The sequence below is a fragment of the Streptomyces huiliensis genome (genome assembly GCF_020037025.1).
Classification (GTDB): Bacteria; Actinomycetota; Actinomycetes; order Streptomycetales; family Streptomycetaceae; genus Streptomyces; species Streptomyces huiliensis.
Genome location: NZ_JAIQLH010000059.1, coordinates 1 through 12,588, shown reverse-complemented (window position 1 = coordinate 12,588; position 12,588 = coordinate 1). Strand labels below are relative to the sequence as shown.

Here is a 12,588-nt window from a genome sequence, read left to right as displayed (position 1 = left end):
CCACGGTACCCAGGAGACAACCACCGTCCCTGACACGCCCCTTAGCCCCGACCCCGTAAAGTGCCGCCATGGCACGCAGCGATGTGGACCGCACCCTTCGGAAGGTCTTCGGCGAGGCCGTCGAGGAGTACGACGCGGGCCGGCCCGCGTACCCCGACCGGCTGTTCACGGACGTCCTGGACTACGCGCGGCGCGGCGCGGACGGCCGCGTGGAGGCGCTGGAAGCGCTGGAGGTCGGCGCGGGCACCGGGAAGGCGACCCTGGCGTTCGCCGCGCACGGGGTGCGGGTGACGGCGGTCGAGCCTGACCCGCGGATGGCCGCGGCTCTGGCCCGGCACTGCGCCGGCGACCCCGGGATCATCGTGGAGGAGGGCGAGTTCGAGACCTGGGACCCCGCCGGCCGCCGCTTCGGGCTGCTGTTCTCGGCCCAGGCGTGGCACTGGATCGACCCGGAGACCGGCTGGTCACGCGCCCGTTCCGCGCTCCGCCCCGGCGGCACGCTCGCGATCTTCCGGAACGACTGGTACGTCACCGACGAGCCCCTCCGGCACGAACTGACTGCCGTCCACGACCGGTTCCTGCCCGAGCGTCCCTCGCACTCGCTCTTCGACGAGCCGCCGAGCGAGCCGGACCACGGCGAGTACGCCTGGGTGGCGACGAGACTCCGCACGGACCCCGGCTTCACCGACCCCGCCCACCGCGTCTACACCACGTCCCACACCCCCACCACCACCGACTTCACCGCCCTCCTGACCTCCCTGTCCTTCTACCGCGTCCAGCCGCCCGACACCCGCCGCCGGCTGCTCACCGAGGTCGCCCGCATCGTCGGCACCCACGGCGGGCACGTCGACCTGACGGTGACGACCGGACTGTTCCTGGCACGGACGACGGGCTGAGGGGGCCCGGCGGCTCACTCGAAGGCGAACTCCGCCGTGTCGAGGGCGAGTCCGACGACCGTGTTTGTCAGATCGACCGACTCGCCGAACTTCACGGCCGGCTCCAGGCGGTACGCCCCGTCCTTCGGGTCCCGGTAGACGTGGCAGAGCCCCGTGTACGGGTCGACGATGAGGAGCACGGGAACTCCGGCCGCCGCGTAGGCGTCCTTCTTGGGCCCGTAGTCGTTCCGCGCGGTGTCCTTGGAGATCACCTCGGCGACGAACGCGACGTCCTGGTACTTCCAGCGGCCCTTGGCGTTCTTCTCCGCGTCCTCCTTCAGGAGGACGACGTCCGCCGCGAAGCCGTTCAGGTGGCCGGGAAAGTCGATGCGGACGTCCGACCGCAGCCGTCGGCGGGGGAATCCCCTGCGGAGTTGATCGATGACATTGGCGGTGAGGTCCCAGTGGTTGTCCCGCTGCGGCCAGAAGGAGACGCCTCCTTGGACGATCTCCACCTTCCAGCCCTCGGGTACGGGCAGGCTCTCCAGCCACGCGAACAGCGTGTCCAGACTCGGCTCGGCGGTCACCGCTCACCGTCCTTCCCTCCGCCGCCGCGCGGCGCGGACGGTCACGCTGCACAACGCCGCCGATGACGAGCGCGTCACTCGTCCGCCAGGACCGTTCCCCACCTCCGCGCGGGCGCTATCCTCCCCCTCCACGCCCAACAGACGGAGGGCCCATGCCCGCAGGGCGCGACGAACGGCCGCCACCCGCGCTCGTCCCACGGCCGGACACGACCTTCCCCGCGCTCCGCGCGGCGCTCGCGCGGGTGGCTCCGTCCCGCATGGCCGAGTTCCTGGCCGACCGGGACGCGGCCTTCACCGCGGCCACGCAGGACGGCTCGTTCCAGCCGATCCGGTTCTTCCAGGAGAAGTGGGCCACCGAGGTCGAGATCGAGCGCCGGCCGCTCCTGGCCGCCCGCTACCGTGCGGCGCCGGCCGCGGCCAACGGTCTCGATCGCGATGATCCGGGGTGGCGGGATGCCATGGACGTCTGCCTGGCCGTCTACGAGGAGGCCCGGTCCGCGGTGGCCGGTGGGTGAGGCAGGGAGCGCAGGGGACGCGTTCCTCACCTCACTCGTCCACCGCCTCCCACGCCACCCCGCCGTCCGCCGTCCGGCGGGCGCGGCCGAAGGGGACGTCGGCGAAGTGGATGCCGAAGCCGAGGGTGTCGGGCTCGGAGAGCTGGGTGACGAGGTCGCGGCGGAAGACCGCGGACTGGGCGGGGTCGTGGTCGACGACGGCGGACCAGTCGGGGTGGGCGACCTGGAGCGGGGAGTGCATCGCGTCGCCGAAGGCGACCAGGCGGCGGCCGCCGCCGGTGATGACGTAGGCGGCGTGGCCGACCGTGTGGCCGGGGGTGAAGTGGGCGCGGACGCCCGGGAAGATCTCCTCGCCGTCGGTGACCGTGCGCAGGTCGGAGGCCATGGCGGTCAGCGCCTCCGCGGGCACGCCGTGCTCGGCGGCGAGGTGGCGCTGCTTCCACTCCGGCTCGGCGACCAGGTGGGTCACACCGGCGGCGGCCAGCCGCGGTGACCAGCCGACGTGGTCGCCGTGGAGGTGGGTGATGGCGACCGCCTCCAGGGTGGCCGGCGGGCGCCCGAGGGCGGTGAGGTGGTCGAAGAGCGTGCCGCCCTCGATCCGTCCGATGGGCCTGCCGGGCACGGCCGGCACCGCGACGGGGCCGAAGCCGGCATCGATCAGCAGGGCGCGGTCGCCGTGTTCCACCAGCAGGCCGCCGACACCGCCCACGAGGTAGCCGTCGGCGTCGAGGTACTCGGGGTGGGCGGCCCACACCTCGTCCGTCGTGGCGGGCAGCCAGCCGCGCGGCGACAGCTGGACCAGGCCGTCGGGCACGTAGGTGACCTTGGTGTCACCGAGGCGGAGGGAGCGGATGCCGGCGGGGCGGGTGAGGCGCGCGTCAAAGTCAGTCACACATTCGACAACGGACCGCCGGATCGCGGCATTCCCACGATCCGACGGTCCGTCAGTTTTCGTTCGCGAGCCGGTTACGCGGCCACCGGCACTCCGCCCTCGACGGCGGCCGTCGCCGGTTCGAGGGCCAGTTCCAGCACCTGCCGCACGTCCGAGACCGCGTGCACGTCCAGCTTTTCCAGGACCTCGGCCGGGACGTCGTCCAGGTCGGGCTCGTTGCGCTTGGGGATGACGACGGTGGTGACCCCCGCCCGGTGCGCGGCCAGCAGCTTCTGCTTGACGCCGCCGATCGGCAGGACGCGCCCGGTCAGCGACACCTCGCCGGTCATCGCGACGTCCGGGCGGACCCGGCGGCCGGAGAGCAGGGACGCCAGGGCCGTCGTCATCGTGATGCCGGCGCTCGGGCCGTCCTTGGGGACGGCGCCCGCCGGGACGTGCAGGTGGACGCCGCGCTCCTTGAAGTCGCCGACCGGAAGCTCCAGTTCGGCGCCGTGCGAGCGGAGGAAGGAGAGCGCGATCTGCGCGGACTCCTTCATCACGTCGCCGAGCTGGCCGGTGAGGGTCAGGCCGGCGCCGCCCGTCTCCGGGTCGGCGAGGGACGCCTCGACAAAGAGGACGTCGCCGCCCGCGCCCGTGACGGCCAGGCCGGTGGCCACGCCCGGGACGGAGGTGCGCCGCTCGGCCGGGTCCTGGGCGGACTCGGGGGTGTGGTGCGGCCGGCCGATGAGCGGACGGAGTTCATCCACGCCGATGGCGAAGGGCAGCTCGGACTCGCCGAGTTCGTGCCGCGCCGCGACCTTGCGGAGCAGCCTCGCCAGGTACCGCTCCAGAGTGCGGACGCCCGCCTCGCGGGTGTACTCGCCGGCGAGCCGGCGCAGCGCCGCGTCGTCCACCGTGACCTCGCCGGGCTCCAGGCCGGCCCGCTCCAGTTGCCGGGGCAGCAGGTGGTCGCGGGCGATGACGACCTTCTCGTCCTCGGTGTAGCCGTCGAGGCGGACGAGCTCCATCCGGTCGAGCAGGGGCTGCGGGATAGCCTCCAGGACGTTGGCGGTGGCGAGGAACACCACGTCGGAGAGGTCGAGTTCGACCTCCAGGTAGTGGTCGCGGAAGGTGTGGTTCTGCGCGGGGTCGAGGACCTCCAGGAGGGCCGCGGCGGGGTCGCCGCGGAAGTCGGAGCCGACCTTGTCGATCTCGTCGAGGAGGACGACCGGGTTCATGGAACCGGCTTCCTTGATGGCGCGCACGATGCGGCCGGGGAGCGCGCCGACGTACGTGCGCCGGTGGCCGCGGATCTCCGCCTCGTCACGGACACCGCCGAGCGCCACCCGGACGAACTCGCGCCCCATGGCCTTCGCGACGCTCTCGCCGAGGGACGTCTTCCCGACACCGGGCGGCCCGACGAGCGCGAGCACCGCGCCCCCGCGCCGTCCTCCGACCACGCCCAGCCCCCGGTCGGCGCGCCGCTTGCGCACCGCCAGGTACTCGGTGATCCGCTCCTTGACGTCGTCCAGGCCCGCGTGGTCCGCGTCGAGCACGGCGCGGGCGCCCGGGATGTCGTACGCGTCCTCCGTCCGCTTCGTCCAGGGCAGCTCCAGGACGGTGTCGAGCCAGGTGCGGATCCAGCCGCTCTCGGGGCTCTGGTCGGAGGACCGCTCCAGCTTGTCGACTTCCTTCAGGGCCGCCTCGCGGACCTTCTCGGGCAGGTCGGCGGCCTCCACCCGGGCGCGGTAGTCGTCGGACTCGCCGTCCGCCTCGCCGTTGAGCTCGGCCAGTTCCTTGCGGACGGCCTCCAGCTGGCGGCGGAGCAGGAACTCGCGCTGCTGCTTGTCGACGCCCTCCTGGACGTCCTTGGCGATGGACTCGGCGACGTCCTGCTCGGCGAGGTGGTCGCCGAGCTGCTTCACGGCGAGCTTCAGCCGCGCGACCGGGTCGGCGGTCTCCAGCAGCTCGACGCGCTGGGCGACGGTGAGGAAGGGCGAGTAGCCGGAGTTGTCGGCGAGCTGCGAGACGTCGTCGATCTGCTGGACGCGGTCGACGACCTGCCAGGCGCCGCGCTTGCGGAGCCAGCTGGTGGCGAGGGCCTTGTACTCCTTCATCAACTCGGTCACGGCGCCCGGCAGCGGGTCGGGCGTGACCTCCTCGACGGCCGTGCCCTCCACCCAGAGCGCGGCGCCGGGCCCGGTCGTCCCGGCCCCGATGCGGACGCGGCGGACGCCGCGGATGAGGGCGCCCGGATCACCGTCGGAGAGCCGGCCCACCTGCTCCACCGTGCCGAGGGTGCCGGTGCCGGCGTAGGTGCCGTCCACCCGTGGGACGAGCAGCACGCGCGGCTTGGCCCCACCTTGGGCGGCGGCCTGCGCGGCCTCGACGGCGGCGCGGACCTCGGAGTCCGTGAGGTCCAGGGGGACGACCATCCCCGGCAGGACCACCTCGTCGTCGAGCGGCAGCACGGGCAGGGTGAGCGGTGCGGACAGCGAAGCCATGATCTCCCCTTCGGCAGGCAAGTTGAGCTATGCAGACTCAATGCATGTGAGTGCGGGGATGTTCCCGGGCGCTTGTTCGCCGTGAGCGATCAGGGGGATGCGGGGTGGGGCACCCCGGCCCCACCCCCTCAGTGCCCTACCCGACGCCCCGCCCGGGCCGTCCGCCCCGCGTGAACGGACCGCCCGCCGTGCCCCGGGAAGGCCCGGCGGTAGTCCGTCGGGGTGATGCCGAAGTGCAGCGTGAAGTGGCGGCGCAGGTTGGCGGCCGTGCCCAGGCCGCTCAGTTCGCCGACGCGCTCCACGGGGAGGGCGGTGGCTTCGAGGAGGGACTGGGCGCGGGCCAGGCGCTGGGCGAGGAGCCACTGGAGGGGGGTGGTGCCGGTGGCGGCCTGGAGGCGGCGGAAGAAGGTGCGGGGGCTCATGCCGGCGCGGGCGGCCAGGTCGTCGACGGTGAGGGGCTGGTCGAGGCGTTCGGTCGCCCACTGGAGGACGGGCGCCAGGCCGTCGTCGCCGGTCTCCGGGACGGAGACCTCCACGAACTGGGCCTGCCCGCCGGGGCGGTGGGCCGGGACGACGAGCCGCCGGGCGAGCTGGTTGGCGACATGGGCGCCCAGGTCGCGGCGGACGAGGTGAAGGCAGAGGTCGAGCCCCGCCGTGACGCCGGCGCTGGTGAGGACGGAGCCGTCGTCCACGTAGAGCACCGAGTCGTCCACCTCCACCTCGGGGTGGCGGCGGGCCAGCGCCTCGGTGTGCATCCAATGGGCCGTCGCCCGGCGGCCGTCGAGGATCCCGGCGGCGGCCAGGGCGAAGGCTCCGGCGCACAGGGAGACCATGCGCGCGCCCCGGTCGGCGGCGCGTCGGAGCGCGCGGAGGAGCTCGTCCGGCAGTTCGCGCTCGCCGTCGACGCACGCCTCGGGGACCGACGGGATGATCACGGTGTCCGCGCCCTCCAGCCCCTCCAGCCCGTAGGGGGTGCGCAGGGTGAAGCCGAGTGGGCCGGGCGGGGGCTGGTCCGGGGAGGGGCCGGCGGCACACAGCCGGAGGTCGTACCAGGGGTCGGCGAGGTCGGGGTGCGGGATGCCGAAGACCGTGCAGACGACCCCCAGTTCGTACAGGTCCCAGTAGGGGATGTCGTCGTCGATCACTGCCACGGCCACGGAACCAGCGCTCATGCCGGCCAGCCTAGTGGCAGGAGTGGCAGGAATTTTGCGGAGGCGGGCAGCCCTGCCACTGTCGGGGCCGCGCGGGCGGTGGAAACGTAGGGGTCACGCGAGAGCACTTCCGCGCGAACCGCGACAACTTCCGCTGATGTCGCATCAGTTCTCACACCGCAGCACTTCCGCATGAAACGGGTGACTTTTCCATGAGCACGAAGGTGACCGTCCTCGGCCTGGGTTCGATGGGCACCGCACTGGCCGGTGCGTTCCTGGCGGCCGGCCACCGCACGACCGTCTGGAACCGCACGGCGGGCAAGGCCGCCGCCCTGGTGGAGAAGGGCGCCGCCGAGGCCCCGGACGCCGCCGCGGCCGTGGCGGCGAGCCCCCTGGTGGTCGTCTGCCTGGCCACCTACGACACCGTCCACGAGGTCCTCGACCCGCTGACCGGCGACCTGGCCGGCCGGACCGTCGTCAACCTCACCTCCGGCACGCCGGAGCAGGCCGCCGAGGCGGCCGACTGGGCCGAGAAGCACGGCTTCCGCTACCTCGACGGCGCGATCATGACCACCCCGCCCGGCGTGGGCAACCCCGACTTCATGTTCCTCTACAGCGGCTCCCCCGAGGCCCTCGCCGAGCACCGCGCGACGCTCGCCGCCCTCGGCGACCCGGTGGACCTTGGCACCGACGTCACCCTGGCCTCGCTCTACGACACCGCGCTGCTCGGCCTGATGTGGTCCTCACTCACCGGCTGGGCGCACGGCGTGGCGCTCGTCGGGACGGACGGCGAGGGCAAGGCCGCGGCCTTCACCGCGGTCGCCGGCCGCTGGATGCGTGCCGTCGAGTTCTTCATGAGCACCTACGCCCCGCAGGCCGACGCCCGCAGCTACCCGGGCGACGACGCCACCCTGGACGTCCACCTCGCCGCCATCGCGCACCTCGCCCACGCCAGCGAGGCGCGGGGGGTCGCGTCCGGCCTGCCGGAGCTGTTCCGGGGCCTGGTCCAGCGGGGCGTCGACGCCGGGCACGGCGGCGACAGCTGGGGCCGGCTGGTGGAGTTCGTCCGGGCGGAGGGACGCGCGTGAGCACCGCGATCGCGCTGGACCGGGCCTCCCTGGTCACCGAGACCGCCGACCCGGCCTCCCTGGTCACCGAGACCGCCGAGCGGGCCACCGCCTTCCTGGACGGCCTGGCCCCCGACGCGGACTGGTCGCGGCCGGCCGGCCGGCTGGAGTGGTCCTGCCACGCGACCCTGGACCACCTGGCCCTGGGCCTCACCGGATACGCGGGGCTCCTCACCGCCAAGCCGCGGGACCGCTACATCACCCTGTTCGCCTCGCTCGACCCGCAGGCCCCGGTCTCAGCCCGACTGGAGGGCGTCCGCGTCGCGGCGTCGTTCCTCGCCGCCGCCGTCCGCGCCGCCACGCCCGAGGACCGGGCCTGGCACCCCTGGGGCCACTCCGACGGGCCCGGCTTCGCGGCCATGGGCGTGGTGGAGACCCTCGTCCACACCCACGACATCGCCGCCGGCCTGGGCGTCGACTGGACCCCGCCGGCCGAGCTCGCCGCTCCCGCCCTCGGCCGGCTGTTCCCCGCCGTCCCGCCGGAGGACGAGCCCGGCCGGGCCCTGCTCCGTGCCACCGGACGCCTCGCGCGGCCCGGGGAGGGGCACGTCGGCGAGTGGAGCTGGGACGGAACCGTCCGCTGAGGCTTCCGGGCCTCGCGGGGCGGTGGTGCCGTGGCCGCTCGACGAACGGCCACCGGCCAGAGCCCCGTCGGTCCCGGCGCCGGCGGTCTCGGCCGCCGCGGGCCGGAGGGGAGCCCGCGGCACCGGCACCGGCGCCCCCTCCCGTACGTCCCCCCGCAGTAGCACCTCGGACGCGACCCCCGCCAGCAGGGCGATGGGATGCCCCCAGCTGGCCAGCGGATCGGCGAACTCGACCAGGTCCTGGGCACACATCAGGGACGCGGCGCCCAGCAGGCCCCACTTCCAGGGCGGGCGCTGGAGGCTCGCGAGCGCGCCGAGGCAGGCCATCAGGCCGAAGCTGATGCCGTAGTCGAGCCGGTGCAGGGAGTCGGCCGGCAGCCGGCCCGCGGCGACCGCGCCGGCCACCGGCAGCTCCGTGGCCAGGGTGGCCAGCACATGGCCGAGCAGGAAGACGCCGGCCGTACGCAGCCCGCCCACGCGCCGTTCCAGAGCGCCGAGCACCGGGGCGAACGCCCAGCCGAAGAAGGACCAGAGCCCGCCGGCGATCCAGAGGGCGCTGGCGAACAGGACGACCAGCGGCCGGTCGGCCAGGTGGGCCGCGTCCGTACTGGAGTCGCGGAGCAGCTGGTTGACGGTGGACTCGTCGCCGAGCTCGGCGTAGACGGCGGTCGCGAGCAGGACGAGGCCGTAGCAGAAGGTGAAGGGCGTGGCCCGGGGGGTGGGGACCATCTGCCGCAAGCCGCCGGACCGGGAACGGGGTCTCCGCGGGCGTTCCGGCCGCCGTCCGGTGGCGGTGCCGTCGTCCGGCGCGGGCGCGCCCGGCTCGGCGGCGTCGGCGGGATCAGCGGCGGTCACTCGGCCGGGCTCCCTTCCGTTTCCGTTCCGGTCCGTTCCTGTTCCATGGACGGCCCGCCCGGCGGCGGGCCGCAGTACGAACAGTACGGGCCCGGGCGGCCCGCCGACCCGCCTTCGGGCCGTGAACAAGCGCACGCCCGCCGACGTCCCGGCCTTCTCATAGCCTTCGGGTGCGTCCGTCGAACATCAACGGTCTCCGGAGGTTTCCCGTGCCCGTCCCGTATGTCCCGAACGATCCCGTGACCACCACCCTCGACCGCCGCGACGGCCCGTACGGAGAGGTCGTCCTGCGCCGGCGCGGCCCGGCGGAAGCGGAGGAGGGGACCCCGCCGGTCTACGAGATCATCGCGAACGGCTGCTTCCTGATGGACACCTCGGACGGCCGCTCCGAGCGGCTGCTGGTGGACGCGGCGCTGAAGGCGCTGCCGCCCGGGCGGCCGGAGCCCGCGGTGCTGATCGGCGGGCTGGGCGTGGGCTTCTCGCTGGCCCACGCGGCGGCGGAGCCGCGCTGGGGGCGGATCACCGTCGTGGAGCGGGAGCGGGCGGTGATCGACTGGCACCGCACGGGCCCGCTGTCCGCCGTCTCGGGCGCGGCCCTGGCCGACCCGCGGGTGCGGATCGAGGAGGCGGACCTCCTCGCGTACCTGGACGCTCCCGCCGCCGACCGGACGTCCGCCTACGACGCGATCTGCCTCGACATCGACAACGGCCCCGACTGGACCGTCACCGACGACAACAAGAGCCTCTACTCCCCCACCGGCCTCGCCGCCTGCCGCGCCCGGCTCCGTCCCGGCGGAGTGCTCGCCGTGTGGTCCGCACAACCGTCCGCCGCGTTCGAGGAAGCCCTCCGGAATGCCGGGTTCGCCGGGGTAACCACCGAAGAGATCATCGTTGCCCGAGGCGTCCCCGACGTCGTCCACCTCGCCGTCCTCGCCGCGTAGCCGTCCCCCGCCACCTGCCCGTACCCTGCTTGCCACAGTGGGAGGACCGGCACCGGAAGACGCTGGGGACGACGGCTAGGGGCGGGGCACATGGAGCAGACACACACGGGCCCGAGCGGCGCCGGAGCCTCCGCCGGGGCGCAGCGGCGGGTACTGATCGTCGAGGACGACCGGACCATCGCCGACGCCATCGCGGCGCGGCTGCGGGCCGAGGGCTTCCAGGTGCGGACCGCGGGCGACGGGCCCGCGGCCGTGGACACCACCGAGGCGTGGCAGCCGGACCTGCTGGTGCTGGACGTGATGCTGCCGGGCTACGACGGCCTGGAGGTGTGCCGGCGGGTACAGGCCCGGCGCCCGGTGCCGGTGCTGATGCTCACCGCGCGCGACGACGAGACCGACATGCTGGTCGGGCTGGGCGTCGGCGCGGACGACTACATGACCAAGCCGTTCTCCATGCGCGAGCTGGCGGCCCGGGTGCACGTCCTGCTGAGACGGGTGGAGCGGGCGACGCTCGCCGCGCACACCCCGCGCAGCGGGATCCTGCGGCTGGGCGAGCTGGAGATCGACCACGCGCAGCGGCGGGTGCGGGTGCGCGGCGCGGACGTGCACCTGACGCCGACCGAGTTCGACCTGCTGGTCTGCCTGGCGAACACCCCGCGCGCCGTGCTCTCGCGGGAGCAGCTGCTGGCCGAGGTGTGGGACTGGGCGGACGCCTCCGGCACCCGGACCGTCGACAGCCACATCAAGGCGCTGCGCCGGAAGATCGGCGCGGAGCGGATCCGGACGGTGCACGGTGTGGGGTACGCGCTGGAGACTCCGGCGGCATGAGCACGGGCATGGGCACGGGCATCGGCACGGGCGCAGGCGCGGGTACCGGAGCGGCGGGAACGGGCACGAGGGGCGCGGGCGCGCGATGACGACCGGCTGTCCGCGGCCGGGTCTGCTGAACCGGGCCTGGGAGGCGCTGCGCCCGCTGGACCCCTACCGGTCGGTCAAGGCCGCGCTCGGGTGGCTGGTGGTCGGCTCGGTGGTGATCACGACGTTCCTGGTGTTCGTCGCGTTCCGGTCGGCGACCGGGCTGCGCGTGATCACCGTCTTCTCGATCATCGCCTCGCTGCTGATCACCCAGTTCGTGGCGCACGGCCTGACCGCGCCGCTGGACGAGATGACCGAGGTCACCCGGGCGATGGCGCACGGTGACTACACCCGGCGGGTGCGGGACGGGCGGCGGGACGAGTTCGGCGACCTGGCGCACGCCTTCAACCGGATGGCGGCCGACCTGGAGGCGGTGGACACCCACCGCAAGGAGCTGGTCGCCAACGTCTCGCACGAGCTGCGCACGCCGATCGCCGGGCTGCGCGCGGTGCTGGAGAACGTGGTGGACGGCGTCTCGGCCGCCGACCCGGAGACCATGCGGGCCGCCCTCCAGCAGACCGAACGGCTGGGGCGGCTGGTGGAGCAGTTACTCGACCTGTCCCGGCTCGACAACGGTGTCGTGCCCTTGCACGCCCGCGGCTTCGAGGTCTGGCCGTACCTCGCGCAGGTGCTGAAGGAGACCAGCATCGCCTGCGGCACCGGCGCCGCGCCGCGGGCCGCCCGCAAGGACGTCCACCTGCACCTGGACGTCTCGCCGCCCGACCTGACCGCCCACGCGGACGCGGAGCGGCTGCACCAGGTCGTCGCCAACCTGGTGGAGAACGCCGTCCGGCACAGCCCCCCGCACGGCCGCGTGACGGTCCGGGCGCGGCGCGGCGAGGGGCCGCAGTCGCTGGACCTGGAGGTGCTGGACGAGGGCCCGGGCATCCCGCCGGCCGAGCGGCACCGGGTCTTCGAGCGGTTCAACCGGGGCGGCTCCGGGCAGCACGGGCCGGGCAGCGACGGGGGGACGGGGCTGGGGCTCGCCATCGCCCGCTGGGCGGTCGACCTGCACGGCGGCAGCATCGGCGTGGCCGAATCCCCGCGGGGCTGCCGGATCCGGGTCACTCTTCCAGGACGAGCCTCGTGATCCGAGTTGACGTAGGGTCGAAGACGGAAGCACACGTTCATCCGGATGTGGGGCACCATTCCGCGTACCCACGGAGGGGTCGGAAACAGTCGGGGAGTGCGAAACCTCGGGTGTTTCCCGCCAAGTCATGCCCTGAAACGCGGGACCAAGTGTGACTTGCGCGACGACTGGCCCCGGTGGCCTGCATCAGGGCAGCGGACAGGCGTAGCCTTTATTCCCGCTGTCCACCACCTTAGGAAGCGGAAGAGGGCGGTTGCCGCCGTGTCGCCACAGTCCCCGAACACCTCGAGCACTTCGACCGACCAAGACGGGCAGGGCAAGAGCCCTGCTGATGTGTTCGGTCCAAATGAGTGGCTCGTCGACGAGATCTACCAGCAGTACCTCCAGGACCCGAACTCGGTCGACCGAGCCTGGTGGGACTTCTTCGCCGACTACAAGCCGGGCAAGGACGCGAGTTCGCCCGCCGCTCGGCAGGACGTGACCGGGGGTACGGCTCCCGCCGCCCCGGCCGCTCCCCCGCAGCCGCCCGCGGCCCCCGCCGCGCCCGCGCAGGCCCCGGCCGCTCCGGCCGCC

The 12,588-nt window shown here is 73.9% G+C and carries 12 protein-coding genes; 7 read left to right on the top strand and 5 right to left on the bottom strand.

All coding sequences use genetic code 11. The features are described 5' to 3' along the window. The first annotated feature begins 68 nt into the window (after positions 1 to 68). Positions 69 to 896, top strand: coding sequence for a class I SAM-dependent methyltransferase (locus tag JNW98_RS12985; protein ID WP_223768331.1), 828 nt, complete (start codon positions 69 to 71; stop codon positions 894 to 896). A gap of 14 nt (positions 897 to 910) precedes the next feature. Here JNW98_RS12985 and JNW98_RS12980 read toward each other — a convergent pair whose 3' ends face one another. Next, positions 911 to 1,462 carry a Uma2 family endonuclease gene (locus JNW98_RS12980; RefSeq protein WP_223768330.1) on the bottom strand — a complete coding sequence of 184 codons (552 nt, stop codon included), beginning with the start codon at positions 1,460 to 1,462 and terminating at the stop codon, positions 911 to 913. A gap of 152 nt (positions 1,463 to 1,614) precedes the next feature. Between JNW98_RS12980 and JNW98_RS12975 the strand changes: the two genes are divergently transcribed. Next, on the top strand, positions 1,615 to 1,977 hold the full coding sequence (locus JNW98_RS12975; protein WP_223768329.1) for a hypothetical protein: 363 nt from the start codon (positions 1,615 to 1,617) through the stop codon (positions 1,975 to 1,977). A gap of 31 nt (positions 1,978 to 2,008) precedes the next feature. On the opposite strand, the gene JNW98_RS12970 is transcribed toward JNW98_RS12975, so the two are convergent. The 3 genes from JNW98_RS12970 to JNW98_RS12960 all read right to left on the bottom strand — a co-directional run bounded on the left by JNW98_RS12970 (position 2,009) and on the right by JNW98_RS12960 (position 6,524). After that, the gene (locus JNW98_RS12970) at positions 2,009 to 2,869 is read right to left on the bottom strand and encodes an MBL fold metallo-hydrolase (protein ID WP_223768328.1); all 861 of its coding nucleotides are present in this window, start codon (positions 2,867 to 2,869) and stop codon (positions 2,009 to 2,011) included. A 74-nt stretch (positions 2,870 to 2,943) separates the two neighbouring features. After that, positions 2,944 to 5,352 carry an endopeptidase La gene (gene lon / locus JNW98_RS12965; RefSeq protein WP_223768327.1) on the bottom strand — a complete coding sequence of 803 codons (2,409 nt, stop codon included), beginning with the start codon at positions 5,350 to 5,352 and terminating at the stop codon, positions 2,944 to 2,946. Positions 5,353 to 5,480: 128 nt separating this feature from the next. Then, on the bottom strand, positions 5,481 to 6,524 hold the full coding sequence (locus JNW98_RS12960) for a helix-turn-helix domain-containing protein (protein ID WP_223768326.1): 1,044 nt from the start codon (positions 6,522 to 6,524) through the stop codon (positions 5,481 to 5,483). Between the two features lie 191 nt (positions 6,525 to 6,715). On the opposite strand from JNW98_RS12960, the gene JNW98_RS12955 reads away from it, so the two are divergent. Then, entirely contained in the window at positions 6,716 to 7,591 is an 876-nt protein-coding gene (locus JNW98_RS12955; protein WP_223768325.1) for an NAD(P)-dependent oxidoreductase, read from the top strand. Between the two features lie 275 nt (positions 7,592 to 7,866). Here the strand turns inward: JNW98_RS12955 and JNW98_RS36595 are convergent, their stop codons facing one another. After that, on the bottom strand, positions 7,867 to 9,069 hold the full coding sequence (locus tag JNW98_RS36595; RefSeq protein WP_372459230.1) for a rhomboid-like protein: 1,203 nt from the start codon (positions 9,067 to 9,069) through the stop codon (positions 7,867 to 7,869). 209 nt (positions 9,070 to 9,278) lie between these two features. Here JNW98_RS36595 and JNW98_RS12945 point away from each other — a divergent pair, with 209 nt between their 5' ends. From JNW98_RS12945 to JNW98_RS12930, 4 genes are all read left to right on the top strand, one after another. Continuing rightward, entirely contained in the window at positions 9,279 to 10,010 is a 732-nt protein-coding gene (locus JNW98_RS12945; RefSeq protein ID WP_372459229.1) for a spermidine synthase family protein, read from the top strand. A 90-nt stretch (positions 10,011 to 10,100) separates the two neighbouring features. Continuing rightward, positions 10,101 to 10,838, top strand: coding sequence for a response regulator transcription factor (locus JNW98_RS12940; protein ID WP_223768322.1), 738 nt, complete (start codon positions 10,101 to 10,103; stop codon positions 10,836 to 10,838). An 85-nt stretch (positions 10,839 to 10,923) separates the two neighbouring features. After that, positions 10,924 to 12,015 carry a sensor histidine kinase gene (locus tag JNW98_RS12935; RefSeq protein ID WP_223768321.1) on the top strand — a complete coding sequence of 364 codons (1,092 nt, stop codon included), beginning with the start codon at positions 10,924 to 10,926 and terminating at the stop codon, positions 12,013 to 12,015. A 261-nt stretch (positions 12,016 to 12,276) separates the two neighbouring features. Beyond that, a partial coding sequence (locus JNW98_RS12930; RefSeq protein WP_223768320.1) for a 2-oxoglutarate dehydrogenase E1 subunit family protein occupies positions 12,277 to 12,588 on the top strand: 312 nt, incomplete at its 3' end.

Bases quoted from the DNA above. Each gene is read 5' to 3' on its own strand.
- JNW98_RS12985 (WP_223768331.1), top strand. From the start codon at position 69: ATGGCACGCAGCGATGTGGACCGCACCCTTCGGAAGGTCTTCGGCGAG.
- JNW98_RS12975 (WP_223768329.1), top strand. From the start codon at position 1,615: ATGCCCGCAGGGCGCGACGAACGGCCGCCACCCGCGCTCGTCCCACGG.
- lon (WP_223768327.1), bottom strand. From the start codon at position 5,352: ATGGCTTCGCTGTCCGCACCGCTCACCCTGCCCGTGCTGCCGCTCGAC.
- JNW98_RS12960 (WP_223768326.1), bottom strand. From the start codon at position 6,524: ATGAGCGCTGGTTCCGTGGCCGTGGCAGTGATCGACGACGACATCCCC.
- JNW98_RS12955 (WP_223768325.1), top strand. From the start codon at position 6,716: ATGAGCACGAAGGTGACCGTCCTCGGCCTGGGTTCGATGGGCACCGCA.
- JNW98_RS12940 (WP_223768322.1), top strand. From the start codon at position 10,101: ATGGAGCAGACACACACGGGCCCGAGCGGCGCCGGAGCCTCCGCCGGG.
- JNW98_RS12935 (WP_223768321.1), top strand. From the start codon at position 10,924: ATGACGACCGGCTGTCCGCGGCCGGGTCTGCTGAACCGGGCCTGGGAG.